This window comes from Salipiger sp. (assembly GCF_059781815.1).
Genome location: NZ_JBYNAH010000055.1, coordinates 1 through 24497, shown reverse-complemented (window position 1 = coordinate 24497; position 24497 = coordinate 1). Strand labels below are relative to the sequence as shown.

Below are 24497 nucleotides of genomic sequence, written 5' to 3'. Positions count from 1 at the left end.
CCCCCGAGGTATTTTCGAACCAGAGAAGACGAGGGGGCGGCGCGGGCGGCGAGATCAGCCGCCGAAGCCGGCCATGGCGTCGAAATCCATTGCCTCGAGCAGCATCTTGCGGGTGTCGGCGTCGGGGCCGTCGACCTGCAGCAGGATGCGGTTGGCGATCAGGCCCATGGTCTGATCGTCCTGAACGGCGAACTTCTGGCGCCCGATGCGCTCGGTCTTCAGGCCCATGGCGCCGGCATTCATGATCATCGCCGACATGCTCGCGACCATCGGATTGTCGGCGAACATCTGCACCGTGTAGTACTCACCCTCCGGCGAGATGTACTCGGCCTCGGCCGCCACGCCACCGCCCATCATCGCCATCGCCGCGTTGGCCTCGGTGTCGACTTCGCGGGTCCAGCCCTCCGGCGGCTCGGGCAGGAAGGCGCCCAGCGCGTCGGTCTTCATCTCGAGCAGCTTGGAGCGGGCGTAGTCGAGCTCCTCCAGCGCGTATTGCACATCGCCCTGCTCATAGGCGTCGATGGCCGATTGCAGCGTGTCGCTGATCTCGTCGGCGGCGACCGGGGTGGCGAGCAGGGCGAGGCTTGCGGGAAGGGCGAAAAGAATGGTGCGGGTCATGATGTCTTTGCCTGAAATGGGAATTCGAACGGCGCAAAGATGCCCTGCGCGGGGCCGGTCTGGCAAGGTGCGGATTTCCCCACCGGAGCCGCCTCGGCGCCGCAGCGGTTGATTTCCGGGCCTCTGCCGGGTCAGGTGAGACCCGGGGCCCGAAGCGGGCCCCGTGGAGAACGGTGGAGGACGGTGGAGGACCACGCCATGCTGGCGCTGCTGCGACTGTTGGGGATCGGCTTTGTCGTGCTGACGGTGATCTATGCCGCGCTGTCGCTGTGGTCCCGCCGGGTGCGGCGGCGCAAGCTCGAGGCTGAATGGGACGAGGCGCAGGGGCCGGGCGGGCGCGAGGCCTTCGTCGAGGCCGGGCTGCGGGACTACGACCATTCGCTGCGTCGCAAGCTGATCCTGGGGGTGTATGTCGTTCCGCTTTGCCTTATTGGGCTGATCGTCTATCTGACCAATTTCCACTAGGAGGTCGCCATGCGCTACGTGAAATGGTCCATCATCGTGCTGTTCTGGGCGCTGGTCGCGGCCTTCCTGCACTATACCCTCCCGCAGCACGACATTGCGCGGATCACCGACACCTATGAAAAGCGCATCGATCCGGGCGAGAACAGCCTGTTCTGGTCGAACGCTGCCACCGGCGAGAGCGTCACCGTCACCGGGCGCGACGTGTTCTTCATCCAGACCCGGCTCAACAACGACAAGGTTATGGTCTACCGCAACGAGGACACCGGCTGGGGCTGGCCGCCCTATTTCAAGTTCGACACCTCGAACCTGCAGGCCGAGGCCGCTGACCTGCGCTCGACCGCCGCCGCGCCGCAATGGGTGGTGATCAAGCATTACGGCTGGCGCAACGAATTCCTCTCGGTCTACCCCAACGCGGTGAGCCTGCGCGCCGTGGACAGCCCCGATGTGCGAATCATCCCGTGGCTCAACATCATCGTCCTGACATTGCTCGTCGCGGTGGTCTGGGCGCTCTACGTGCGCTGGCGGCGCTTCCGGCAGGCGCGCATCGACCCGGTGCTCGACGACATGGGCGACAATCTCGACGAGGCCGGCGGCCGCCTCAAGGGCTTCTTCCGCCGCAAGGGCTGAGGCTCAGCGCTTGCCGTAGTAGAGGCCGACCACGTGCTCGGCCTCTGCAAAGAACAGCCAGCGGGCCGTCAGCACGCCCGCCAGGTGCGAGGCAAGCGCCAGCAGCCCGAAGAGATGCGGCAGCGGCAGTTGCAGCAAGAGCGCCGGCAGCAGCGCCATCAGCACCAGCGCGATCGAGCGCAGCTTGAGCGCGTGGCGGCGGGCCACCACATAGACCATCTCGTCGAGAAGGTAGTTGCTGCCCGTATGCGGCGGGAAGAGCGCCCGCGGCGCGCCGCGCTCGCCGAGGCCGGTGGCGCTGGCCAGCGTGGTGCCGGAGCGCGCGAAGCGGCGGTCGCCGTCATACCAGACCCAGAATTGCAGCGCCGCGCTCAGCAAGAGCAGCACGCTGGCGATCAGCACCCGCCCCGAGAGCAGCGCGCCGCCGCTCAGCGACAGCGCAAGGAACAGCGCCGGGGTCGACCAGTGGTGCCAGCGCGGCACGGTGCGAAGCTGGGTGTAGATCATCGCCGTCGCGCCGACCGTGGCGAGCGACAGTGCCGCGCCCAGCCAGCCCAGCGGCAGCAGCGCCAGCCCGAAGAGCAGGCCCAGCGCGTAGAGCCCCGAGACGCCCAGCGCCAGCAAAGCGAGCCACGCCTCGCGCGAGAGCCAGCTCGTGCGCCACTGGCGGAACGCCTTGAGCGCCCGGTCGCGGCGCCCGAGATGGAAGCTCGAGGCGGTAAGGCCCGCAAGCGCCAGCGCGTAGGCGATGGCGTAGAAGGCGAAGGCCACCCAGCCGCTGGGCGGCGTGGGATCGAGACCGAGCCAGACCAAGAGGCCAAAGCCGAGCCCCGAAAGCGTGGTGAACAGGATGATCGACGGCGCCGGGTGCATCAGAGCCTCCCGAGCGTTCGGTCGAGCCAGCCGAGAAAGCCCTGCGGCTCCTCCGCCACCGGCTCGAGGAACGGCGCCAGCGCGTCGGTCTCCTCGCCCCAGCCGTCGCGGGCCCGCGGCGGGAGGTACTTGTTGACCGGCTTCGTGCCCTGCTCGGGCATCAGGTCGATGCCACCCCGCGCCGCGACCAGTTGCGAGACCTCGCTCTCCGGGTCCGAGAGATCGCCGAAATGGCGCGCCTCGGCCGGACAGGTGCGCACGCAGGCGGGCACGCGGTCTTGCTCGGGCAAGGCCTCGTTGTAGATGCGGTCGACGCAGAGGGTGCATTTCTTCATCACGCCGGCGGCGATATCGAGCTCGCGGGCGCCGTAGGGGCAGGCCCAGGCGCAGAGGCCGCAGCCGATGCAGGCGTCTTCCTCGACCAGCACGATGCCATCCTCGACCCGCTTGTGGCTGGCCCCGGTCGGACAGACGGTGACGCAGGGCGCATCCTCGCAATGCAGGCAGGATTTGGGGAAATGCACGTGCTGGGCCGGGCCGCGCTCGGGCTGCACCTCGTAGCTGTGCACGCGATTGAGGAAGGTGCCCTGAGGTCTGGCGCCCTGCGGGTCCTGATCGGAGAGCGGCGCGCCGTAGCCCTGATCGTTCCAGCCCTTGCAGGCCACCACGCAGGCGTGACAGCCGACGCAGGTGTCGAGGTCGATCACCAGCCCGAGCCTGCGCTCGGTGGTTTCGGGCAGCGCCGTCATACGCGGCCCTCTCCTTGGGTCAGCTCACCCAGGAGGGCGTGTCGATGGCGTAGACATGGGTCATGCCATTGCCGACCGGGGCGCAATAGACCAGCGGCATGCCGGCGCCCTGCGCCGCCAGCGCCCCGAGGCGCCAGGCCTCGTACTCGTTGGCCAGAAGCGACGGTTCGGTCAGAAGGTCCCAGCCCCTCCGGGCACCGGTCAGGCGCATCCGGCGCGCCACGCAAAGCAGCTCCGGCGGGGTGGCCCACTCGGGCGGGAAGGCCCAGCTCCAGAGCCAGCTGTGGCTCTCGGCCTTCCACGAGGCAAGCAGCGCGTAGCGCGCGTACCAGCTGCGGCCCGAGGCGGTGGTGAGCTTGAAGAGCTGACGCTCGGGAAACACCTGCCACGTGCCGCCCGGAGCGGAGAGGGCAGTGTGTTCGAAAAGATCGGGAAGGCGGTCCCGGCAGAAATCCTCGGCCCGCTGCAGCTGCGCCGCAAGCGCCGGATCGGGTGCCAGCTCGCGCGCCTCTTGGCGGATCGGGCAGTACGACCAGATCCCCTCGCCGCTGTAGGCGCCGGTCCGAAGGCCGGATGGGTTCGTGCCCTGGTCGTTCATCTGCTCTGCCCTGTCCTCTTTGCACGGAGAAGTTGCATGAGAATTGCGGCGGAAGTTTGACCATCATTTCGAAACAATGCTCAATCTCTAGAGCGAAAACCGTTAAATTCATCAACAATTCTCCGTTCCGCCACCGACTGGTGAGCGCAGCGCGCCGAAGGCCGGCTGGCTCTCGTCCGGAGCGGCGGATTTCTCGAGCTTCACCCGCAGGTCGAACCACGCCGCCTGCCCGGTCACCGGGTCGGAATTGGCCCAGCGCAGCCCGTCGCCGCGCTCGGGCAGCAGCTCGTGGATCAGATGGTTCAGGAGGAACCCCTTGGTCGCCTCCGGCGCGTCCGGATCAAGCGCCCAGGCCCCCTTGCGCTTGCCGATGGCGTTCCAAGTCCAGACCGTGTCCTTGTTCAGCGCCGCCATATGCGCCGCCGGCACGGTGATACCGCCATGGCTCGAGGTCACGCGCACCCAGTCCCCCTCCTTGAGCCCCAGCTTCTGCCACCAGTAGCTCGGCAGGTAGAGCGGATTCTGGCCGTGGATCTGGCGCAGCCACGCGTTCTGACTGCCCCAGGAATGATACATCGCCATCGGGCGCTGGGTGAGCGCATGCACGGGGAACTCTGCCGGGTCCTCGAACGCGTCCGAGAGCGGCGCGTACCAGATCGGCAGCGGGTCGAGCGTGGCCCGGATGCGCCCGCGCAGATGCTCCGGTGGCTGCACCGCGCCCTTGCCCTCGGCGGCGAGCTGCAAGCGCCGCAGCGGCTCGCACCAGAGCTGGATCAGGTAGGGCTGCGGTTTATCGGCGAGACCGAAGCCCACCGCCCAATCCTGATAGGCCGTGTTCCACGGCTTGTAATAGGCGGCCTCTGGCGGGACATGCGCGGTGAAGAAACCGCCATTGGCGATGTAGCTGTCGAGCTGCGCCGCGTTCGGCTCGCCGCGCCCGTGGCTCAGCCCCGTGGCCCCCATGCGCCAGCCCGCGAGCGGCCCGATGCCGGGCTTGCGCTCGTGGTTGGTGATGTAATCGGCGTAATCGGCATAGCGGGCCGAGCCGTCCGCCTCGACCATCCCCGGCAGGCCCAGCCGCGCGCCAAGATCCAGCAGCACCGACTGGAAGGCCCGCACGTCGCGGTCGGGCTCGAGCACCGGCCAGCGGATCGCGTCCGCCGCCGCGTCGGGCTCCGAGATCGGCCGGTCGAGCAGCGAGATGCAGTCGTGGCGTTCGAGATAGGTGGTGTCGGGCAGGATCAGGTCCGCATAGGCCACCATCTCCGAGCTGTAGGCGTCGGAATAGATAATGCGCGGGATGACATATTCGCCGTCCTCGTCTTGCGCGGTGAGCATCTCCATGGTGCCGCGCGTGTTCATCGACGAGTTCCACGCCATGTTGGCCATGTAGAGAAACAGCGTGTCGATGAGGTAGGGATCGCCCGCCGCCGCGTTCGAGATCACCATGTGCATGAGCCCGTGCGGCGAGAGCGGGTTCTCCCAGGTGAAAGCCTTGTCGATGCGCGCAGCACTGCCGTCCTCGTGCAGCGCGAGATCCTCCGGCCCCTGCGGATAGCCCAGATGCGGGCCTTTGAGCGGCTGGCCGGGGGTGGCGCGGAACTGCGGGCGCGGATGGGCCTCGGCGGGCTTGGGATAGGGCGGCTTGAAACGGAAGCTGCCCGGGGTCTCGACGGCGCCGAACAGGCTTTGCAGAAGGTGCAGCGCACGGGCGGTCTGGAAGCCGTTGGCATGGGCCGAGATGCCGCGCATGGCGTGCACCGCCACCGGCCGGCCAGGCATGGTCTGATGTGCAACGCCGCGGAAATCGGTCCAGGGGCGTTCGAGCACCACCGGATCGTCAAAGGCGGCGCGGGCCAGTTCCGCCGCCACCCGGCGGATCTGGTCCGGCGCGATGCCGCAGCGTTCCGCCACCTTCTCCGGAGCGTAGGCCGGATCGAGGTAACGCTCGGCCAGCTCGAACATCACCGCGCGGTGGGTGATCCCGGCGCGCCGCAACCGCCCGCGCAGGTCGGGCTCAACCCCCTCGCCATCCCACGGCGCCGGTTTGCCTGTGCGGCGGTCGATGACAAGCGGACGCCCCTCGGCGTCGCGCAGGAAGAGACCCTGCGTCTCGGATTTCGGATCGCAATCGAGCAGCACCGGCGCGTTGGTGAAGCGGGCGAGGAAGTCGAGGTCGATCTTCCCGGCGCGCAGCAGCTCGTGCACCAGCGACAGGATGAACAGCCCATCGGTGCCCGGCGTGATCCCCACCCATTCATCGGCAATGGCGTTGTAGCCCGAGCGGATCGGGTTCACGCCGACGATCTTCGCGCCGCGCGCCTTGAGCCGTGCGAGGCCGAGCTTGATCGGGTTGCTGTCATGATCCTCGGCCACCCCGAAAAGCAGCAAGAGCTTCGCGTGCTCCCAGTCGGGCGCGCCGAACTCCCAGAACGCGCCGCCCAGCGTGTAGATCCCCGCCGCCGCCATGTTGACCGAGCAGAAGCCTCCATGGGCGGCGTAGTTCGGCGTGCCGAACTGCTGCGCCCACCAGCCGGTGAAGCTCTGCGATTGGTCGCGCCCGGTGAAGAAGGCGAGCTTTTCCGGCGCCCGCTCGCGCAACGGCTTAAGCCACGACACCGCCGTCTCGAGCGCCTCTTCCCAGCTAATCTCCTCGAACTCCCCCGAGCCGCGCGGCCCGACCCGGCGCAGCGGCGCGCGCAGCCGGGCTGGCGACAGCACCTGGCGGATCCCGGCCGCGCCCTTGGCGCAAAGCACGCCCCGGTTCACCGGATGATCGCGGTTGCCCTCGATATAGGTGACGCGGCCCGCCGTCAGGTGCACGTTGATGCCGCAACGGCAGGCGCACATGTAGCAGGTCGTCTTGCGGATCTCGTCCGAGATCCGCGGGCTCAGGTCGATGATCGGCTGGTCGCTCATCCGCTGGCTGCTCCCTTCCACGGAAAGCTAGGCCAGCGCTCGCAACCTGACCAGTGGCATTGCAGACACGGGCTGCGGCAGCCGTGCCACAGGCAAGGCGTCGCCTACCGAAGGCCGAGACCGCCACGCAAGACACCGCAGAAACCCGCCCCCGTCAGCCCCTGCGTGTCGAGGACAGACGCGCCCGGTCCGCTCCGGCCTTGACGGAAATGCACCGTCGATCCGGGCTCGGAGGACGGGGCTCCCTGGCCTTGACAGCGCGTTGAGACCGCTGTGCCATATCTGCCAGCCCGCCGCGTCCTTCCGATCCCGAAGGGCGACAAGCCCCGGCTCCGCTGCTATGGTCGCGGGGCAATCCGGGGCATGTGGGGGTCACGGAGCGCCGCGTAACGATCTGCGAAGCACGAGTATGCCGAACCCTCTCGCCTACCTCATGCTGGCCATCTGGCCGCTGGTGACGATCGCCCTGTTCCGGCGCCTGCAGGCGGACCGGGCGCTGATCCTGTCGCTGATGCTCGGCTACCTGTTCCTGCCGGAACCCCCGGCGGCCTTCGATCTGCCGCTGATGCCGCAACTGTCGAAGCACAACATCCCCGCGCTCGCCGCCTTCGCGATCTGCATTTTCAAGTTCGGCCCACAGGGCCTGCTGATCCCGCAGTCGAAACTCGCGCGCCTGCTGCTCGCAATCTTCATCTTCATCCCGGTGGTGACCACCGCGACCAATACCGAACCGGTGTTCTACGGACAGGTCGGCCTGCCCGGCCTCACGATCAAGGACGCGATCGCGCTGATGCTGCAGCAGTTCATCCTCGTGACGCCGTTCCTGCTGGCGCGCCAGTACCTCGCCGATGGCGGCTCGCAGCGGGTCTTTCTCGTGGCGCTGATGGTCTGCGGCGTGATCTACACCGTGCCGATGCTCGTCGAGCTGCGCCTCTCGCCGCAGGTCAACAACTGGGTCTACGGCTACTACCAGCACCTCTTCTCGCAGTCGATCCGCGGCGACGGCTATCGCCCCGTGGTGTTTCTCTATCACGGGCTCTGGGTGTCGTTCTTCATCATGACGGCAACCGTCGCGACGGTCGCGCTCTGGAAACAGGACAGCAAGCTCAACACGCCGCGCACGCTGCTCATCGCGCTCTACCTGCTCCTGGTTCTGGTGGCCTCGAAGTCTCTCGGCGCGCTTCTCTTCGCCGCCATCGCCCTGCCCTGCCTGCTGTTCCTGAGCCGCATCATGCAGATCCGCGTGGCGCTGCTGATCGGCCTTCTCGCCATCGTCTATCCGATCATGAAAGGCACCCACACCGTGCCCGAGGAGCGCATCCTCGCCGCCGCCGCCAGCATCGACGAAGAGCGGGCGAGCTCGCTCGAGTTCCGCTTCACCCAGGAGCGGATCCTGCTCGACCGGGCCTATCAGAAGCCGATCGTCGGCTGGGGAAGCTGGGGGCGGAACCACATTCTCGATCCGGTCTCGGGCAACATCCAGACCGTCACCGACGGACGCTGGGTCATCGTCATCGGCGTGTATGGCTGGATCGGCTTCCTCGCCGAGTTCGGCCTGCTGGTGCTGCCGATCTTCCTGCTCTGGCGCGAGGTGCGCCGGTCGCCGCCAGAGCGGCTCTCGCCCTTCATCGCGCCCTTGTCCCTGATCCTCGCGATCAACGTCGCAGACCTGATCCCCAACGCCACGCTCACCTCGCTGACATGGCTTCTTGCAGGCGCATTGACCGGCTATGCCGAGCGCTTGAAGAGCGGGCAGGACGTCGCGCTGACGACCTCGGCCCCGGAGACCGGGTTCAAATGGCAATCCATCATGTAAGGCATGCTTTTGGCCGGGCCGTCGCGCCCGCCTGAGCGCCGGGGCGGAAGCTGTTCCGCCGCAAGAGCGCGCCTCTGCGCCCGTCATTGCATTCGCTTCCCGACCTCTTGCCGTTCCGCCGTTCCGCGCGCCGAAGACCGCTCCGCGACCGGTCCGCGCGCCCGGCCCTGCCCCGTCTCGCCAGTCCCCGCAGCCGGCCCCTCCCGGGGCCCTGCGGCATTGACCAAAGCGCAACCTTTGCGTCCTAGCGTTCGCCCGGCCGGGCCCGCGCCTTTATTTCGCCCCAGTTGCCCCTGATAGAAGAGCCAGGGGCGCGACCAACGCGTGTCGTTGTGCCAGTGTGTTCCCGGAGAATCCGGATTTCGAGTGATGAAACAGTCCGCACCCACGCAAGACGCATCCGACCACGAAGACCCCGGCCAAGGCCACGGCTCGCTGCCCTATCGCAGCGATATCGACGGGCTGCGCGCCATCGCCGTTCTCGCCGTGGTTCTCTATCACTTCGGCATTCCCGGGCTCGAGGGCGGCTTCGTCGGTGTCGACATCTTCTTCGTGATCTCGGGCTTTCTGATCGGCGGCATCCTCTGGCGCGAATACGATGCCACCGGACGGATCTGGCTGCGGCACTTCTACATCCGCCGCTTCCGCCGCCTCGCCCCGGCCTTTTTCACCATGGTGCTGGTCACGACGGCACTGAGCTGGGCGCTGCTGCTGCCCTTCGAGTTCCGCGAATTCGGCAAGCAGCTCATCGCGGCGACGGTCTATCTCTCGAACGTCCTGTTCTTCCGTCAGGCCGGCTATTTCGACAGCGCCTCGGACGAGAAGGCCCTGCTGCACACCTGGTCGCTCGCCGACGAAGAGCAGTTCTACATCTTCCTGCCGCTCTTCATTCTGCTCTTGTCGCGCAACCGCCGCGCCCTGCTGGCCGCGCTGGTGGGCTGCTGGCTGGCCTCCTTCATCGCCTGCGTCTGGCTCACGCCGCCCTATCAGACCGCCACGTTCTACCTCTTCCCCTTCCGCGCCTGGGAGCTTCTGAGCGGCGTTCTGCTGGCGATCTGGGGCTGCGAGAGCGGTCGGCGCTGGCGCGGCTACACGGTGCTGAGCCTCGCCGGGCTGCTGCTGGTCGCGGCCGCGATCCTGCTGATCCCCGCCGGGCCGCTGTTTCCCGGCCTCCTGGCGCTTGTGCCGGTGCTTGGCACGGTGCTGCTGCTTGCCAATGGCCGCGGGCAGAACCCGGTCAACCGGATGCTCTCGGCACCCGAGGCGGTGTTCTTCGGCAAGATCTCCTACTCGCTGTATCTCTGGCACTGGCCGGTCCTGACCCTGTCGCTCTACCTGCGCGGAGAATATGCCGGGCTTTGGGAGGCGGTGCTGTGGATGCTGCTCTCGGTCGGGCTGGCGTGGCTGTCGTGGCGCTATGTCGAAACGCCGGTGCGGCGCGCGCAGGTGCCGGGCTTCGTGATCCTCGGCGCCACCGTGACCGCCTCGGCGGCCACTCTGGCGGTCGGCGCGTGGCTCTACCTGACCGACGGGCTGCCCGACCGGTTCGGCCCCGAGGCCCGCATCCACATCGCCGCATCCGGTGATTTCCTGCAGGACTGGAGCCGCTGCCAGACGCCATCCGAGGGCCCGCTCATGGGGCTCGAGATCTGCCCCATCGGCCCCGAGGGAGATCCGCAGGTGCTGGTCTGGGGCGACAGCCACGTGCGCGCCTTCAAGGAGGGGCTCGACCTGGCCGCCCACGAGGCCGGTCGCCCCGGCCTGATCATCTGGCGCGCCGGCTGCCCGCCGCTCTTCGGCGTGCGCAAGGTCGAAAGCGCCGCGACGCTGGCGCAGGACACCGCCTGCACCAATGCCAACCTGCAGATCGGCCAGAGCTTCCAGCGTCTGCCAAGCCTCAAGACCGTCCTCCTCATCGGGCGCTGGAGCTACTATGCCAACGGCACCGGCATCGGGCTCGATGCCGGCAACACCATCGCCGTGCACCCGCTCGAGGCGCCCACGCGGCTCGACATGCAGCAATCCGACATCGTCGCCGAGGCCGCGCAGGCCACCGTCGCGCAGCTCTTCGATCATTTCGACGAGGTGGTGGTGCTGCGCCAGCCGCCCGAGATCGCCCAATATGACAGCCGCGTCGCCGCGCGTGAGGCCGCACATGAGGGCTGGCCGCTGGCCCGCCACAAGGTCACCCAGACCAGCATCCCGCGCGCGGCCCTCGCCCAGCGCATCGCCCCCGCCGAAGCACCGTGGCGCGCCATGGCAGAGGCCGGTGCGGTCGGCTGGATCGACCCGTGGCCCCGGCTTTGCGATGACAGCGCCTGCCACGCACTGCAGGACGGCACCGGCTACTATTTCGACAACAACCACGTCACCAACTCCGCCGCCCTGGCGCTGCGCGACCTCTTCGCGCCGGTCTTTGCCCGCGACCCCGGTACCGGCTCGTGAGCGCCGTGGACGGCCAGTGGGACGTCATCGTCATCGGCACCGGGATCGGTGGCGGTACGGTGGGACGGGCGCTGGCCGAAGCCGGGCAGAAGGTGCTGTTCCTCGAACAGGGTGCCGCAGGCCAGCGGGCCGAGCGCAATGGCCTGTCGGAAATCTTCGTGCCCGAGGCACGGCGCGCCCGCGGCCTCTGGCCCGAGCCGCTGCACGCCACGCTCGACGGCCGCGAAAGCCGCTTCTACGCGCCGCTCGGCGCCGGGGTCGGCGGCTCGTCGGTGTTCTATGCCGCGACGCTGGAACGGCCCGAGCGCCACGATCTCGAGCCGACCGAGGGCCGCCCGCATCCGACCGGCGGCTGGCCCGTGGGGTTCGACGCCATGCGCCCGTGGTTCGACCGCGCGGCAAAGCTCTACCACCTGCACGGCACCCCCGATCCGCTCTCGCCCGAGCCGCCGCTGCCGCTCGATCCACCGCCCGCCCTCACCGGCACGGAGGCCGCGCTGATGACGGCGCTGGAGCATGGCGGGCTGCATCCCTACCACGCCCATACCGCCATCGAGCGCGTCGAGGGCTGCCTCAACTGCCTCGGCAGCAAGTGCCCGAAGCGCTGTAAGATGGATGGCCGCTCTGCCGGGGTCGAGCCGGCGCTCGCCACCGGCAATGCCACGCTGATCGACCGCGCCGAGGTGACCCGGCTTCTTGGCGCGGGCGACCGGGTGAGCGGCGTGGAAACCCGCATCGATGGTGAGACACGGGTCTTCACAGCCCCGCGCATCGTGCTGGCAGGCGGCGCGCTCGGCTCGCCGCGTCTGCTGCTGGCCTCAAGCTGCGAGGCCTGGCCCGGCGGCGCGGCCAACGGCTCGGGGCTCGTGGGGCGCAACCTGATGTTCCACCTCAACGAGATGTTCGCGCTCTGGCCGCCGCGCGGCACGCCCGATGACGGTGCCACCAAGGCCATCGCCCTGCGCGATCTCTATCTGCGCGACGGAGAACGGCTGGGGATGATCCAGGCGATGGGCATTCGCGCCTCCTATGGCGAGATCGTGCATTACCTGAACCTGATGCTGGCGCGCTCGCCACTCGCCCGCGTGCCGGGCCTGTCGCAGCTCACCCGCATCCCCGCCGCCATCGCGGCAAGGCTCTTCGGCCACGCGCAGATCTTCGTCGGCCTGATGGAGGATCTGCCCTATACCGAGAACCGCGTGACCTATGACCCAGCGCATCCGGAACGCCTCTCGGTCGAGTACAGCTACCACCCCGAGCTGCTGGCCCGCCGCCGCGCCTTCCGCCGCGCGATCTCGCGCGCCTTCAAGGGCCATCGGCGGGCGTTCCTCGGCATGGGCCCGGAACTGAATTTCGGCCACCCGAGCGGCACGCTGCGCTTTGGCGACGACCCCGCAAGCTCGGTGCTGAACCGCGATTGCCGCGCGCATGAGCTGCGCAACCTCTGGGTCGCGGATGCCTCCTTCATGCCCACGTCGATGGGGGTGAACCCGAGCCTGACCATTGCCGCCAACGCCCTGCGCGTGGCCGACGCCATCCTGAAGGAGACGCCATGACCCGCCTCACCCCGCAGGACGGCCCCGCCATCGTCACCGGCGCCGGCTCCGGCCTTGGCCGCGCCCTTGCGGTCGAGCTGGCGCGGCAGGGCTTCACCGTGATCGGCACCGGTCGCCGTGCCGAGGCGCTGGCCGAGACCGCCGCGCGCGCCGGTGCCGGTTTTCACGCAGTACCGCTCGATGTCAGCGATCCGGAGGCGGTGCGCGCGGGCTTTGCGCAGATCCGCGCCGCGCATGGCCCGGTCGCGCTCCTGATCAACAACGCCGCCGTCTATCCGCGCCGCGACATGCTCGACGAGAGCACCGAGAGCTTTCTCGACACCGTGGCGATTAATCTCGGCGGCGTGGTGGCCTGCTCGCGCGAAGCGCTCGGGCAGATGTGCGAGACCGGGCGCGGGCGTATCCTCAACGTGGCGACCTTCGCCGATCTGCACCCGCTGCCCGCTTCTTCGGCCTATTCCGTCTCGAAGGGCGCGGCGCGGATCTTCACCCGCGCGCTGATCGCCGATCTGGCCGACCGCTTCCCCGGCATCGTCATCGGCGACTGGATGCCCGGGATGCTGCAGACCGAGATGGGCATTCCCGATGGCCTCCCTCCCGAGACCGCGGCGAAATGGGGCGTCGAGCTGGCGCTGCGCTGCGACCCGGACCTCACCGGCGCGGTGTTCGAGCAGGACACCGAAGTGCTGCCGCCGCGCGGGCTCAAGGGAAAGCTGAAGGATCTGCTCCTGCTGCGGCGGCGCAGGCCGCGCCACCTCGGCTGAGGGGCGTCAGTGCTGCGGCGAGCGGAAGCGCTGCAGCATCGCGGCAAACATCTGCCCCGGCAGGATCGCCATGCATTGCAGGTAGCGCGGCACCAGCCGCTTCGGGCTGCTCAGCGCGCGCCACAGCCATTCCAGCGCGAAGCGCCGCGCCAGTTCCGGTGCCCGGGACTGGGTTCCGGCGAGAAAATCGAGCCCCGCCCCGATCGAGGCGAAGCCGACATGCGGCACCTTGCGGCGCCCGGCGGCGGCAAAGATCTCCTGCTTGGGCGCGCCCAGCGCCACAAAGCACAGCCCCGCGCCCGAGGCGGCGATCTGTTCGAAGATCGCATCGGAGTCCGCGCTGGCCGGGTCGAACCCCATCGGCGGCGCGATGGTGGTCACCACCTCGAGGTCGCGTATCTCGCGCTCGAGATAGCTCTTGGCGGCCGCGAGCGTCGCGGGGGTGCTGCCGACCAGCGCCACGGTCACCCCCTGCTTGGCGGCGATGCGCGCGATCGGAAACAGCGCGTCCGAGCCCGGGATCAACTCCACCGGGCGCTTCGCCAGCCACGACATCCAGACGATCGGATTGCCGTCGGCGATGACAAAATCCTGCGCCGCATAGGCGCGCCGGAACTGGGGCGACTGCCGCAGCTTCACGAGATGGTCGAGATTGATCGTCGCAAGGGCAAAGCCCTGCCGCTGGGCAAGGCGCTCGGTCACGCGGGCCTGCAACACGGCCCAGGTCGGAACATTGACCGAAATCCGCTCACCGGACACTCTAAAATCCATAAAACGTCGCATCCACTCCAAACCCCAGAATTGTCATACCTCAAATTCAGGGCAGGAGGAGGTCCGTAATGTGGCGATTTCCCGCGAACCGTGTCTCCCGGGTCGCAACCTGAGAGGTTTTCCGAACCGTCAGCGCTTTGCCGGCATATCGGCGCGACCTGCCGAATTATCGTCAAAATTGTCTGTTCAACGGAAACAGCCGGCCGGTTCAGGATTCGTGAGTACTGTTTTGATGCCCGTTCTTTTCCCGTCCCGCCGCTGCGGGGCCACACTCGACATGCCCGGCAGGAGGCGCACCGCATGACCCGCCGAATCTCGATCCTCGGTTGCGGCTTCGTGGCCGATCTCTACCTGCGTTCGCTGCAGGCGATGGAGGGCATCGAGGTCGCCGGGGTCTACGACCGCGACGCCGCCCGGCTCGATCGGTTCTGCGCCCATTGGAACCTGCCGAAACGGTCCTCACTCGCCGAGTTCCTCGCGCAGGCGCCCGAGGGCGGAGTGGTCCTGAACCTCACCAACCCTGCGGCCCATTACGACCTGAACCGCGCCTGTCTCGAGGCCGGGCACCACGTCTATTCCGAAAAACCGCTGGCGATGCAGCTGGACCAGGCCAAGGAATTGCACGCGCTGGCGGCTCAACGTGGCCTGCTGCTGGCCTCGGCGCCCTGCTCGGTGCTGGGCGAGACGGCCCAGACCATCGGATACGCGCTGCGCAAGGGCATCGCCGGCACGCCACGGGCGATCTATGCCGAGCTCGACGACGGCTTTGTGCCACAGGCCGCCTATCGCAAATGGCTGAGCGAGAGCGGCGCGCCGTGGCCCTACGAGGATGAATTCCGCGTCGGCTGCACGCTGGAACATGCGGGCTACTACCTGGGCTGGCTGATCTCGTGGTTCGGCACGGTGCGCACCGTGGTCGCGGCCAGCGCCGAGACCATCCCGGACAAGACCGGCAACGGCCCGATGGCGCCCGACCTGAGCATTGCCACGCTGTTCTTCGATAACGGCCCGGTGACGCGGCTGACCTGCTCCATCGTCGCGCCACACGATCATTCGATCCGGGTCATCGGCGACAAGGGCGTGTTGCGCAGCGGGGCGGCCTGGGACAACAGCGCCAAGGTGACCTATGCCAAGCGCATGACGATCCGTCGACGCCTGATGGAGAACCCCTTCCCGCGCCGCGTGAAGCTCGGGCGCGAGACCCATCCCAAGGTCAAGCGCTGGGGCGCGGCGGCGATGAACTTCATGCTGGGCCCGGCCGAGATGCTCGAGGCGCTCGAGCAGGATCGCCCCTGCCGCCTCTCGGCGGAGTTCGCCCTGCACATGACCGAGGTCACGCTGGCGATGCAGAACGCCGGCGAGCTGAGCGGCGCCCAGCGCATGACCACGCGCTGCGATCCAATGGAGCCGATGCCATGGGCGAAGTAGGCGGCGAAGTGAGGGGCGAGGTGAGCCGCATCCTGATCACCGGCGCCGGCGGCTTCATCGGCCGCGCCACGGTGGCCGAGGCCCGCGCCCGCGGTCTCGAGGTGGTGGCGGTGGTGCGCAGCACCGTCGCGCCTGAATGGTCCAACGACCACGGCGTGACGGTGGTGAGCGCCGATCTGGCCGAGCCCTCCGCGGTGCTCACGCTGCGCCGAGCGCTCCGGGGCTGCGGCGCGGTGATCCACGCGGCAGCGCATCTTGGCGGCGACAGCGCCGCCATCGAAGGCGACACGCTGGCGGGCACCCGCCACCTGCTCGCCGCACTGCCCGATGAGATCCGGCTTGTGCTGGTGAGCTCGATCGCGGTCTACGACCTGACCAAGCTCGCGCCCGGCGAGACGGTGACCGAGCGCAGCCCGCTCAACCGCCCCGGCCACGCGCAAGACGCCTATGCTGAGTCGAAGCTGGCGCAGGAGGTGCTCTGTCAGGGCGCGCTGCAGCCGCTCTGGCTGATGCGTCCGGGCGCGGTCTGGGGTCCGGGCCGGACATGGCACGCGCTGAACGGCTTCTGGGCCGGGCCGCTGCAGGTCACGCTGGCCTCGGACGGTGCGCTTCCGCTGGTGCACGTGAACCATGTGGCCCGCGCGCTGGTCTCGGCGAGCCTCACCGACCCACAGGGCATGACGGCGCTGAACGTGATCGACGACGACCTGCCGACGCGCAGCCGCTTCGTCGCCGCCCACCGCGAGGCGGCAGGCTGGCCCAGGGCGGCCATCGAGGTGCCGTGGACGTTGTGGCTGTCGCTCACCCGCGCCCTGAAGCGCTTCGAAAACCGCCTGCCCGGCCTGCTGCGCGAGCCGGTGCTGCGCGCCCGGATCATGCCGCTGCACTGGCCCAACACCGCGCTCCGGGCGAGCCTCGGCGGCGCCGATGATGCGCCGTTCGAGACCCTGCTGCGCGATACGCTGGAGAGCGAGACATGAGCCTGCCCAAGCTGGCCTACCTGACCGGGGAATACCCCCGTGCCTCGGACACCTTCATCCAGCGCGAGGTGGCGGCGCTGCGCGCGCTCGGCCACGAGGTGCTGACCTGCTCGATCCGCACCACCGGCGCCGAGCATCTGGTCGGCCCCGAACAGCGCGACGAGCATGCACGCACCTTCAAGGTCATCGCCGCCGCCAAGAACCCGCTGCGCCTGCTCAAGGCGCATCTCGGCTTTGCGCTCCGCCCCGCGCGCTACCTCCGCGCGCTGCGGCTGGCGTGGCAGACCGCGCCGAAGGGCTTCAAGGGGCGGCTCTACAACCTGATCTATTTCCTCGAGGCGGCGGTGCTGGCCGACCGTCTCAGGGCCGAGGGCGTGGAGCATCTGCACAACCACATCGCCAAGGCGTCCTGCACCGTGGCGATGCTGGCGAGCGAACTCTCAGACATTCCCTATAGCTTCACCATCCACGGCCCCGACATCTTCTTCGAGCCGCATCACTGGCGCATCGACGAAAAGACCGCGCGGGCGCAGTTCGTCGCCTGCATCTCGGAATATTGCCGCTCGCAGCTCATGTGCTTCGCCGATGCGGCGCACTGGGACAAGCTGCACATCGTGCATTGCGGCATCGACCCGGTGCGTTACGACACCGCGCCGCACAAGGGCCAGACGCTGCTTTTCGTCGGGCGGCTGGCGGGCGTGAAGGGGGTACCGATCCTGCTCGAGGCGGTGGCGGCGCTGAGAGAGCGTTTCCCGCAGGTGCGGCTGGCGCTGATCGGCGACGGGCCGGAGCGCGCGGCGCTCGAAGCGCGCGCCAAGCCGCTGGGCGAGACGGTGGTGTTTCTCGGCTACCAGAGCCAATCCGAGGTCGCCGAGGCGCTGGCGCAGAGCGACGTCTTCGTGCTGCCGAGCTTTGCCGAAGGCGTGCCGGTGGTGCTGATGGAGGCGATGGCGGCGGGCGTGCCGGTGGTCGCCACGCAGATCGCGGGCATCCCCGAACTTGTCACCCAGTGGGAGAACGGCGTGCTCGTGCCGCCGGGCGATGCCGCCGCGCTGGCCGAGGCCATCGAACAGCTCCTTGCAAGCGCCGACCAGCGCCGGGTCATGGGCACTGTCGGCCGCGCCACCGTCGAGGCCGAGTTCAACATCCATATCGAGGCGGCGCGGCTGTCGCATCTCTTCACCGCCTATGCCGAGGGCGACAGCCCGGCCAAGCGCGAGGTGCTGGAATGACCCCGGAAATGACCCCGGTCGACTTGGTGCTGATCGGGCGCAACGAGGGCGCGCGGCTGGTCGCGGCGCTCGCCTCGGTCGCGGGTCAGGCACGGCAGGTGGTCTATGTCGACAGCGGCTCCACCGATGACAGCCTCGCCGAGGCGCGCCGCGCCGGCGCCACGGTGGTCGAGCTCGATCTTAGCACGCCCTTCACCGCCGCCCGCGCCCGCAATGCCGGGTTCGAGGCGCTGATAGACCCGCAATTCGTGCAGTTCATCGACGGCGACTGCACGCTTGTGGCAGGCTATCTCGACCGCGCCCGCGCTCATCTCGAAGCCAATCCGCAGCTGGGGCTTGTCACCGGCTGGCGCTCCGAGATCCACCGCGACGCCTCGCTCTACAACCAGCTGGCCGATTTCGAGTGGCGCCGCCCAGCTGGCGAGATCCTCGCCTGTGGCGGCGACATGCTGGTGCGCGCCGAGGCCTTCCGCGCCGTCGGCGGCTTCGATCCCACCGTGATCGCCGCCGAGGATGACGAGTTCTGCACGAGGCTGCGCAAGGCCGGCTGGAGGCTCGAACGCATCCCCGTGGAAATGACCCGCCATGACGCCGACACGCACCGTTTCGGCCAGTGGTGGACCCGCGCCGTGCGCACCGGCCACGGCTTTGCGCAGGTGGGCGCGCTTCACCCGGAGTATTTCCGGCGCGAGCGTCAGCGGGTGCTGGTCTACGGGCTGGCGCTGCCGCTCTTCATCCTGCTGGGCGCGGCGCTCTGGTGGGGCTTCCCGGTGGCCGGACTGGGACTGTACGCGCTGAACTATTACCGCACCGCGCAGGGCCTGATCCGCGAGGGTCTGCCCCCGTGCGAAGCCTACCGACACAGCGTCCTTCTGACGCTGTCGAAGATCCCGAACATGATCGGCATGGCGACCTATCACTGGCGCCACCGCCGCAACGCGCAGATGCGCATCATCGAGTACAAGTGAGGCACGTTTCCATGTCCGAACCTCTCCGCGTGGGCCTGATCGGGGCCGGTTACATCGCCACCTGGCACGCCGATGCGCTCTCCGCCGCGCCCGGCGTTTCCGTCGCCGCGGTCTGCGACCTGTCGGAACCCGCAGCGAAGGGCATGGCCGAGGCCTATGGCGCGCAGCCCTTCACCAGCGTCGAGGCGCTGATCGAAAGCGGGCTCTGCGAGGCCGTCCACATCCTCACCCCGCCGCAGCTGCACAAGCCGCTGGCGATCCAGTGCCTCGAGGCCGGGCTGCACGTGCTGGTCGAGAAGCCGGTGGCCGAAAGCGCCGACGACACGCGCGAGATCCTCGCCGCCGCCAAGGCCGCGGGCAAGCGCTTCCATGCCGGGCACAACTTCCTCGGCCTGCCGTCCTACGTGCGGCTCAAGGAGATGATGCTGGCCGGCGATCTCGGTCGGGTCTCGGCCTGTGAGATCAGCTATGCGCTGCCGCTGTCGCCGCTGCGCTCGGGGCCGTTCAACCTGTGGCTCCTGCGCGAGCCGAAGAACCTGCTGCTCGAGGTCGGCCCGCACCTGATGGCCTTCGCCGTCGATCTCTTCGGCCCCCCCGAGATCACCTTCGCCGAGGCCACCAAGCCGGTCGACCTGCCCGGAAATGACCCGCGCCCGCAGGCCTTCCGCATCCTCGCCCGCGCCGGCGAGGTCGAGATCACCTTCACCGTTTCGCTGGTCGAGACGCAGGACGACCGCTCGGTGACGCTGCGCGGCTCCTCTGGGCGGGCACGGCTCGATTTCGCCTCCGACGTGCTGATCCTCGAGCGCGAGAACAGCTCCGACCTGATCGTGAACCCGCTGCGCAAGCAGCTCGATCTGAGCTGGCAGCACCTGCGCGAGGGCAGCGTCAATGCGTTCCGGCAGGCGGTCTCGCTGAACCAGAAGGGACCCTATGCGCTGAGCTTCCGCGGCATGGACGCGGCGCTCTATCAGGATATGAGCAAACCGCAGGATCCCCGCTTCAGCGGCGAAAGCGCGGTGACGGTGATGCAGGCGCTCGACGATGCGCTGGCGCTGCTGCCGGCCGAGGCGCTGGCGGTAAAAGCTCCCGCGCTGCAGACGCGCAAGCCCAAGCCCACCGCCATGGTGATCGGCGGTACCGGCTTCATCGGGCGGGCGCTGACCCGGCGGCTGGTGGCCGACGGGCATGACGTGCGGGTGCTGTCGCGCGGCCGCTCCGGCCCCTTCCCGGACCTGCCCGATCAGGTCGAGACGGTGGGCGTCTCGCTGCACGATCTCGACGGTTTGACAGAGGCGATGCAGGGCATCGAGGTGGTCTTCAACCTCGCCAAGTCGATGGACAAGACGTGGTCCGAGGCGCTGATCAACGACGTGGGCGTCGCCACCCGCATCGGCATGGCCTGCGAAAAGGCGGGGGTGAACCGTCTGGTCTATACCGGCACCATCGCCAGCTACGACATGTCGGATGGTGGCCAGACCATCACCGAGGACACCCCCTTCCCCGAGGACATGACCGACCGCAACCTCTATGCCCGCTCCAAGGCCGAGTGCGAACGCCAGCTGATGAAGCTGCACCGCGAGCGGGGCCTGCCGCTGACCATAGCGCGGCCCGGCATCGTGGTGGGCCATGGCGGCCCGCTGCAGCATTGGGGCATCGGGCGCTGGCACGGCGCCGGCGCGGTGCGGATCTGGGGCCCGGGCGACAACATCCTGCCCTTCGTGCTGATCGACGACGTGGCCGACGGGCTGGTGCGCATGGCAGCAAGGCCCTCGGCCATCGGCGAGAGCTTCAACCTGATCGGCGAGCCGATGCTCTCGGGGCGCGGCTATTTCGATGCCATCCACGACGCGCTCGGCGCCCGCATCCGGGTCAGCAGCGGCAACCTCACCGCCTTCTATCTGTCGGACGCGGTGAAATACGGGCTGAAGAAATACGCCCTGCGCAAGCATGGCGTGGTGCGCCCGTCGCTGGCCGACTGGAAGAGCCGGGCGCATTTCTCGCCCTTCGCCAACGCCAAGCCGAAGGCGATGCTCGACTGGACACCCGAAACCGACCGCGCCGCCTTTGTGCGCAAGGCCATCACCGAGGCCAACCTGATCGGGTTCTGAGCCTTTGCTGGCGCAGCAATGCCGCAAACCCTACCTCATTCTGGTCAAATTCCTCTGCTTTATGGGGAAGCAAGGTTAACGCGCGCCGAATCCCCACGGGAGCGGCGCGCCGGAAAACGGGCTGGTCCATGCAGGTGTTTCAGGTTCTGGTATTCTATTGGTCGCCGCGTGATCTGCGGAGTGCGGAGGCATGACCATGGTGGAAAGACGCAAGTTCCGGCGCAGGAACCGCAACCCCGTCGACGACGGGCCCGAAGATCCGCCGATTGAACCGCTCGAGACCCGCGACCGGCGTGTCGCCCGGCGCCGCGCGGAGGACACGGCGGCTCTGGCCGAGGAGACCGCGCACGCGGCCGAGGAGGCTGCCCGTCGCAGTGCCGAGGAGGAGGCGCGCCAGCGTGCCGCCGAGGAGGCCCGCGCCGAGGCGCAGCGCGAGGCCGAGGCGCGCGCGGAAGCGCGCCGCCAGACCGCCGCCAAGCGCGAGGAGATTCGCAAGCGCCTGCGCGTGCATGACGGCGACAAGGTCTCCACCCCCGCCCCGGCCCCGGTCGAAGAGGCGCCGCAGGAGCCCGCTCCGGCGCAGCACAGCCCGGCGCGCAAGCCGACGCCGCTCTGGCACCGGCTGCAGGAATTCACCGTCAATCCGCGCCATCTCGAGCGCAACCGCATCATCACCGCCGAACGGCAGGACCCGGCCCATGCCGCTTTCGACGTGCTGCGCACCCGGCTGCTGCAGGCGCTGGCGGACAAGGGCTGGAAGCGGGTGGCGATCACCTCGCCGACCAAGGATTGCGGCAAGACCTTCACCGCCGCCAATCTCGCCATCAGCCTGTCGCGGCAACAGAACTGCCGGTCGCTGCTCATTGATTGCGACCTGCGCCGCCCGTCGCTGCACAAGGTGCTGGGCGTCAGGAATCCCGGCTCGATGGGCGATGTACTGCGCGGTCTCGTGCCGCCGGTGGATCACCTGATCCGCATGGGCGAGAACGACATTCACGCCGGCCGCAACATCGCCTTCGGCTTCAACGGCACTGTCGAGCCCTACGCCTCGGAACTGCTGCAATCGCCGCAGACCCGCACCGCCCTGGCGCGGATCGAGGACGAATTCGCGCCCGACGTGCTGCTCTTCGACCTGCCGCCGGCGCTCTATTACGATGACGTGATGGCGTTCCGCGGCCAGTTCGACGGCGTGATCCTCGTCATCGGCGGTGGCATCACCACCGAGAAAGAGGTCCATGAGGTCCAGCGCCGCCTTGGCGAGGACGTGCCGCTGCTCGGCACCGTGCTCAACAAGGCCGAAGGCAGCAAGATCCGGCAGTACACCTACTGATCGTCAAGCTGACTGGCGGGACAGGACACCGGGTCGACCGGTTGGATCCAGCGTCGCTGCGGGGCCGGCTCCGGCCCGGCCCCTGCGACGTTCAGGACCGGGCCATGCGCGGCAGCAACCTTTCCACGATCCCCTGCCAGGGCAGGATGTCGGTGAACAGCCGATAGAGACCGAGCGACAGAGCCGCCATCAGCCCAACCGCGGTGATCGAGCGCAGGTGACGGGCGCGGCGGTCGCGCCGCGCCTCGACCACCGGGATCGCCACCACCGGCTGCAGGCCCAGCGCACGCTCCATCTGTGCCGCGCTGCGGATCGCCGGGTTCAGAAGCTCTGCCACGAAGGCCAGCGCGACACCGGCGAGGAAGCTGGCCATGGCCCCGGCCAGGACGATCTTCTTGCGGCCGCTGGAAGCCGAGACCTCGGGCACGAGGGCGGTCTCGAGCACTTCGAAGCGGTCCATCTGCTGACGGTCCTCGAGCATCTGCCCCATTTCGGCATCGGCCTTGCGGCGGGTGATGACGCTGTACTGATCCTTCAGCCGGTCGAGATCGCGCTCGAGCGCCGAAAGCTCACGCTCGACCTCGGGCGCACGCAGCAGCAGGCCCTCGATCTCGGCGATGCGCTGCTCGATCAGCGATTGCTGCTCGCGCATCAGGTTGAGCTGACGGGCCAGAACCTCTTCGCGCTGGCGTGTGGAATTGCCCTCCATCTCGACGATGTCGCGCTCGAGGGTGAGCTGGCTTTCCTCCAGTGTGTTGAGCTGGGTGCGCAGCGCGCTGATACCGCTGGGCAGGGCCTCGGCGTTGTCGCGCTTGAAGGTGGCGATCGTGGCTTCCATCGCCTCGATCTCGGTCTCGACCCGGCCTTCCTCGCTCTCGAAGAACGCCAGCGTGTCGCGGGCGCTGCTCAGGCTGCGGTCACGCGACTGGTTGATGACCTGGTACATCATCTCGTTGGCGAGATCGGCGGCCTTCTGAGCATCGGCCAGCACGACCGTGATGCGCAGACCGGACGGCATCTCCTGCTCCGCCAGATAGGCGTTCGAGTTGGTCCGAATCTCCTGGATCGAGACCGCTTCCCGCATACGGCCAAGACGCTGGGTCATCGTCATCGTCGGATCGCCGGCGAACAGCTCGTGCTCCTCCATCAGCGCGACAAGGTTGTCGCGCGACATCAGGCGCTGCTCGATCAGGCGCACCTGGCGGGCGGCATCCGGATTTTGCGCCGACGCACCGGCAAGCGAGTCGGGCACCTGGCCTTCCTCGATCTGCACCACGGCGGTGGCTTCATAGACTTTGATTTGGTTGAGGGCGAGCCAGACGGAGGCGGCACTACCAAGTACGGTCACTAGGAAAATCAGCAGGGCACGGCGTTTCAGTGCGGACAGCACCTCACCGATCGACTGGAACTGGTTCATCTCGTTACTCCGGCAACGTCTGGCCCCCACCCTACGTTCGGAGAAAGCGCCACTTGCTCGACCGACCCTCAATTGGGGCCAAAACCCGTCGGAGCCCCGCCGCTTTCGAGACATAAATTAACAAATTCGCCCCAATTTAGCCACGTTCAAACGCGCACGGATGGGAAACAATTCGTGTCCGGATCGCGGATCACGGCCTCATTTCAGCCTCATTTACTGCGTTTTTCCGCGATTTTCGCGCTTAGGCAGAGTGAAATCACGCAATCGGCGACCAGAAGCTGCCACATTGGCAGCACCGCGCCGCGCCCGAGCCCGACATTTTTCGCCATAATCATGCGCCCGATTTGCAGATTCGCCGTCATCGCATCGAAGCCGAAAAGCGCTCCGGTGCGCGGGTACTGCGCCTTGTAGGCGGCTTCCTTGGCGCTGAAGATCCGGGTTGCCGCCAGCGCCTCCGGCAGTGGTTCGAGCGCGACCAGTTCCTCGGGCATCGCGATTTCCGGGACAAGCTCGGTCGGCAGCGGTCGGTCGGGTTCGAGATCGATGCCGATCATCTCCCAGTCGGCGCTGTGCCCGACCACCGCGAGGCAGACCGGACCGGCATGGCTGATGCTGCCCACCACGCCCTCCGGCCAGTGCGGGGCGCGGTCGGGCCGGGCGGGAATGGCGCAGGGCGGCAGGCCGAGCTGCGCCATGGCGGCGCGCGCGGCGGTGCGGCCGCCGGCGAACTCGGCGATACGCGCGGGGATCGCCCGTGAAACGGCGACGCGCTCTTCGGGGAAGAGCGCGTCGGGGGCGTTGGTCGGGTGGGTCACCGCCCAGCCCCGCCG

20 protein-coding genes are annotated in these 24497 nt (G+C 68.3%); 12 read left to right on the top strand and 8 right to left on the bottom strand.

Going from position 1 to position 24497, the window contains the following annotated elements:
* Nucleotides 1-54 precede the first annotated feature (54 nt).
* Nucleotides 55-618: a hypothetical protein gene (locus tag AC6RA4_RS08685; RefSeq protein ID WP_500159395.1), complete on the bottom strand. Its 564-nt coding sequence runs from the start codon at nt 616-618 to the stop codon at nt 55-57.
* A gap of 198 nt (nt 619-816) precedes the next feature.
* On the opposite strand from AC6RA4_RS08685, the gene AC6RA4_RS08680 reads away from it, so the two are divergent.
* Complete coding sequence (locus AC6RA4_RS08680) at nt 817-1083, top strand: hypothetical protein (protein ID WP_500159393.1); 267 nt, start codon at nt 817-819, stop codon at nt 1081-1083.
* A 9-nt stretch (nt 1084-1092) separates the two neighbouring features.
* The gene (locus AC6RA4_RS08675) at nt 1093-1710 is read left to right on the top strand and encodes a DUF1523 family protein (protein WP_500159392.1); all 618 of its coding nucleotides are present in this window, start codon (nt 1093-1095) and stop codon (nt 1708-1710) included.
* Between the two features lie 3 nt (nt 1711-1713).
* Here AC6RA4_RS08675 and AC6RA4_RS08670 read toward each other — a convergent pair whose 3' ends face one another.
* The 4 genes from AC6RA4_RS08670 to AC6RA4_RS08655 form a co-directional block, all read right to left on the bottom strand.
* Nucleotides 1714-2583 (bottom strand): dimethyl sulfoxide reductase anchor subunit family protein, encoded by an 870-nt coding sequence (locus tag AC6RA4_RS08670; RefSeq protein WP_500159390.1) that lies wholly within the window; start codon nt 2581-2583, stop codon nt 1714-1716.
* Complete coding sequence (locus AC6RA4_RS08665) at nt 2583-3332, bottom strand: 4Fe-4S dicluster domain-containing protein (protein ID WP_500159388.1); 750 nt, start codon at nt 3330-3332, stop codon at nt 2583-2585. The genes AC6RA4_RS08670 and AC6RA4_RS08665 overlap by 1 nt, the downstream gene beginning before the upstream one ends.
* Before the next feature lie 19 nt (nt 3333-3351).
* Nucleotides 3352-3930 carry a DUF6882 domain-containing protein gene (locus AC6RA4_RS08660; RefSeq protein ID WP_500159386.1) on the bottom strand — a complete coding sequence of 193 codons (579 nt, stop codon included), beginning with the start codon at nt 3928-3930 and terminating at the stop codon, nt 3352-3354.
* Between the two features lie 111 nt (nt 3931-4041).
* Nucleotides 4042-6849, bottom strand: a complete 2808-nt coding sequence (locus tag AC6RA4_RS08655) for a molybdopterin oxidoreductase family protein (RefSeq protein ID WP_500159384.1) — start codon at nt 6847-6849, stop codon at nt 4042-4044.
* A 409-nt stretch (nt 6850-7258) separates the two neighbouring features.
* Between AC6RA4_RS08655 and AC6RA4_RS08650 the strand changes: the two genes are divergently transcribed.
* From AC6RA4_RS08650 to AC6RA4_RS08635, 4 genes are all read left to right on the top strand, one after another.
* A complete protein-coding gene (locus AC6RA4_RS08650) occupies nt 7259-8665 on the top strand; it encodes a hypothetical protein (RefSeq protein WP_500159382.1) in 1407 nt (468 codons plus the stop codon).
* Nucleotides 8666-9034: 369 nt separating this feature from the next.
* Nucleotides 9035-11110 carry an acyltransferase family protein gene (locus tag AC6RA4_RS08645; protein WP_500159380.1) on the top strand — a complete coding sequence of 692 codons (2076 nt, stop codon included), beginning with the start codon at nt 9035-9037 and terminating at the stop codon, nt 11108-11110.
* On the top strand, nt 11107-12666 hold the full coding sequence (locus tag AC6RA4_RS08640; protein ID WP_500159378.1) for a GMC oxidoreductase: 1560 nt from the start codon (nt 11107-11109) through the stop codon (nt 12664-12666). Before AC6RA4_RS08645 ends, AC6RA4_RS08640 begins: the two co-directional genes overlap by 4 nt.
* Entirely contained in the window at nt 12663-13430 is a 768-nt protein-coding gene (locus AC6RA4_RS08635) for an SDR family oxidoreductase (RefSeq protein WP_500159376.1), read from the top strand. Before AC6RA4_RS08640 ends, AC6RA4_RS08635 begins: the two co-directional genes overlap by 4 nt.
* A gap of 6 nt (nt 13431-13436) precedes the next feature.
* On the opposite strand, the gene AC6RA4_RS08630 is transcribed toward AC6RA4_RS08635, so the two are convergent.
* Entirely contained in the window at nt 13437-14201 is a 765-nt protein-coding gene (locus tag AC6RA4_RS08630; RefSeq protein WP_500159374.1) for a WecB/TagA/CpsF family glycosyltransferase, read from the bottom strand.
* A 300-nt stretch (nt 14202-14501) separates the two neighbouring features.
* Here AC6RA4_RS08630 and AC6RA4_RS08625 point away from each other — a divergent pair, with 300 nt between their 5' ends.
* From AC6RA4_RS08625 to AC6RA4_RS08600, 6 genes are all read left to right on the top strand, one after another.
* Nucleotides 14502-15629: a Gfo/Idh/MocA family protein gene (locus tag AC6RA4_RS08625; protein ID WP_500159372.1), complete on the top strand. Its 1128-nt coding sequence runs from the start codon at nt 14502-14504 to the stop codon at nt 15627-15629.
* Nucleotides 15617-16609, top strand: coding sequence for an NAD-dependent epimerase/dehydratase family protein (locus AC6RA4_RS08620; RefSeq protein ID WP_500159371.1), 993 nt, complete (start codon nt 15617-15619; stop codon nt 16607-16609). Before AC6RA4_RS08625 ends, AC6RA4_RS08620 begins: the two co-directional genes overlap by 13 nt.
* Nucleotides 16606-17841: a glycosyltransferase family 4 protein gene (locus tag AC6RA4_RS08615; protein ID WP_500159369.1), complete on the top strand. Its 1236-nt coding sequence runs from the start codon at nt 16606-16608 to the stop codon at nt 17839-17841. Before AC6RA4_RS08620 ends, AC6RA4_RS08615 begins: the two co-directional genes overlap by 4 nt.
* 8 nt (nt 17842-17849) lie before the next feature.
* The gene (locus tag AC6RA4_RS08610) at nt 17850-18809 is read left to right on the top strand and encodes a glycosyltransferase family 2 protein (protein WP_500159397.1); all 960 of its coding nucleotides are present in this window, start codon (nt 17850-17852) and stop codon (nt 18807-18809) included.
* A gap of 11 nt (nt 18810-18820) precedes the next feature.
* On the top strand, nt 18821-20920 hold the full coding sequence (locus AC6RA4_RS08605; protein ID WP_500159367.1) for an NAD-dependent epimerase/dehydratase family protein: 2100 nt from the start codon (nt 18821-18823) through the stop codon (nt 20918-20920).
* Between the two features lie 190 nt (nt 20921-21110).
* A complete protein-coding gene (locus AC6RA4_RS08600; RefSeq protein WP_500159365.1) occupies nt 21111-22250 on the top strand; it encodes a CpsD/CapB family tyrosine-protein kinase in 1140 nt (379 codons plus the stop codon).
* Between the two features lie 91 nt (nt 22251-22341).
* On the opposite strand, the gene AC6RA4_RS08595 is transcribed toward AC6RA4_RS08600, so the two are convergent.
* Together AC6RA4_RS08595 and AC6RA4_RS08590 are read right to left on the bottom strand one after the other, a co-directional pair.
* Nucleotides 22342-23667, bottom strand: a complete 1326-nt coding sequence (locus AC6RA4_RS08595) for a GumC family protein (RefSeq protein ID WP_500159363.1) — start codon at nt 23665-23667, stop codon at nt 22342-22344.
* A 209-nt stretch (nt 23668-23876) separates the two neighbouring features.
* Nucleotides 23877-24497, bottom strand: a 621-nt coding sequence (locus AC6RA4_RS08590; RefSeq protein ID WP_500159361.1) for a 4'-phosphopantetheinyl transferase family protein, incomplete at its 5' end; no start/stop codon positions are given.

Excerpts from the sequence above, each read along its gene's own strand:
- AC6RA4_RS08685 (WP_500159395.1), bottom strand. The coding sequence starts at position 618 with ATGACCCGCACCATTCTTTTCGCCCTTCCCGCAAGCCTCGCCCTGCTC.
- AC6RA4_RS08680 (WP_500159393.1), top strand. The coding sequence starts at position 817 with ATGCTGGCGCTGCTGCGACTGTTGGGGATCGGCTTTGTCGTGCTGACG.
- AC6RA4_RS08675 (WP_500159392.1), top strand. The coding sequence starts at position 1,093 with ATGCGCTACGTGAAATGGTCCATCATCGTGCTGTTCTGGGCGCTGGTC.
- AC6RA4_RS08670 (WP_500159390.1), bottom strand. The coding sequence starts at position 2,583 with ATGCACCCGGCGCCGTCGATCATCCTGTTCACCACGCTTTCGGGGCTC.
- AC6RA4_RS08665 (WP_500159388.1), bottom strand. The coding sequence starts at position 3,332 with ATGACGGCGCTGCCCGAAACCACCGAGCGCAGGCTCGGGCTGGTGATC.
- AC6RA4_RS08660 (WP_500159386.1), bottom strand. The coding sequence starts at position 3,930 with ATGAACGACCAGGGCACGAACCCATCCGGCCTTCGGACCGGCGCCTAC.
- AC6RA4_RS08655 (WP_500159384.1), bottom strand. The coding sequence starts at position 6,849 with ATGAGCGACCAGCCGATCATCGACCTGAGCCCGCGGATCTCGGACGAG.
- AC6RA4_RS08650 (WP_500159382.1), top strand. The coding sequence starts at position 7,259 with ATGCCGAACCCTCTCGCCTACCTCATGCTGGCCATCTGGCCGCTGGTG.
- AC6RA4_RS08645 (WP_500159380.1), top strand. The coding sequence starts at position 9,035 with ATGAAACAGTCCGCACCCACGCAAGACGCATCCGACCACGAAGACCCC.
- AC6RA4_RS08635 (WP_500159376.1), top strand. The coding sequence starts at position 12,663 with ATGACCCGCCTCACCCCGCAGGACGGCCCCGCCATCGTCACCGGCGCC.
- AC6RA4_RS08630 (WP_500159374.1), bottom strand. The coding sequence starts at position 14,201 with ATGGATTTTAGAGTGTCCGGTGAGCGGATTTCGGTCAATGTTCCGACC.
- AC6RA4_RS08625 (WP_500159372.1), top strand. The coding sequence starts at position 14,502 with ATGACCCGCCGAATCTCGATCCTCGGTTGCGGCTTCGTGGCCGATCTC.
- AC6RA4_RS08620 (WP_500159371.1), top strand. The coding sequence starts at position 15,617 with ATGGGCGAAGTAGGCGGCGAAGTGAGGGGCGAGGTGAGCCGCATCCTG.
- AC6RA4_RS08615 (WP_500159369.1), top strand. The coding sequence starts at position 16,606 with ATGAGCCTGCCCAAGCTGGCCTACCTGACCGGGGAATACCCCCGTGCC.
- AC6RA4_RS08610 (WP_500159397.1), top strand. The coding sequence starts at position 17,850 with ATGACCCCGGTCGACTTGGTGCTGATCGGGCGCAACGAGGGCGCGCGG.
- AC6RA4_RS08605 (WP_500159367.1), top strand. The coding sequence starts at position 18,821 with ATGTCCGAACCTCTCCGCGTGGGCCTGATCGGGGCCGGTTACATCGCC.
- AC6RA4_RS08600 (WP_500159365.1), top strand. The coding sequence starts at position 21,111 with ATGACCATGGTGGAAAGACGCAAGTTCCGGCGCAGGAACCGCAACCCC.
- AC6RA4_RS08595 (WP_500159363.1), bottom strand. The coding sequence starts at position 23,667 with ATGAACCAGTTCCAGTCGATCGGTGAGGTGCTGTCCGCACTGAAACGC.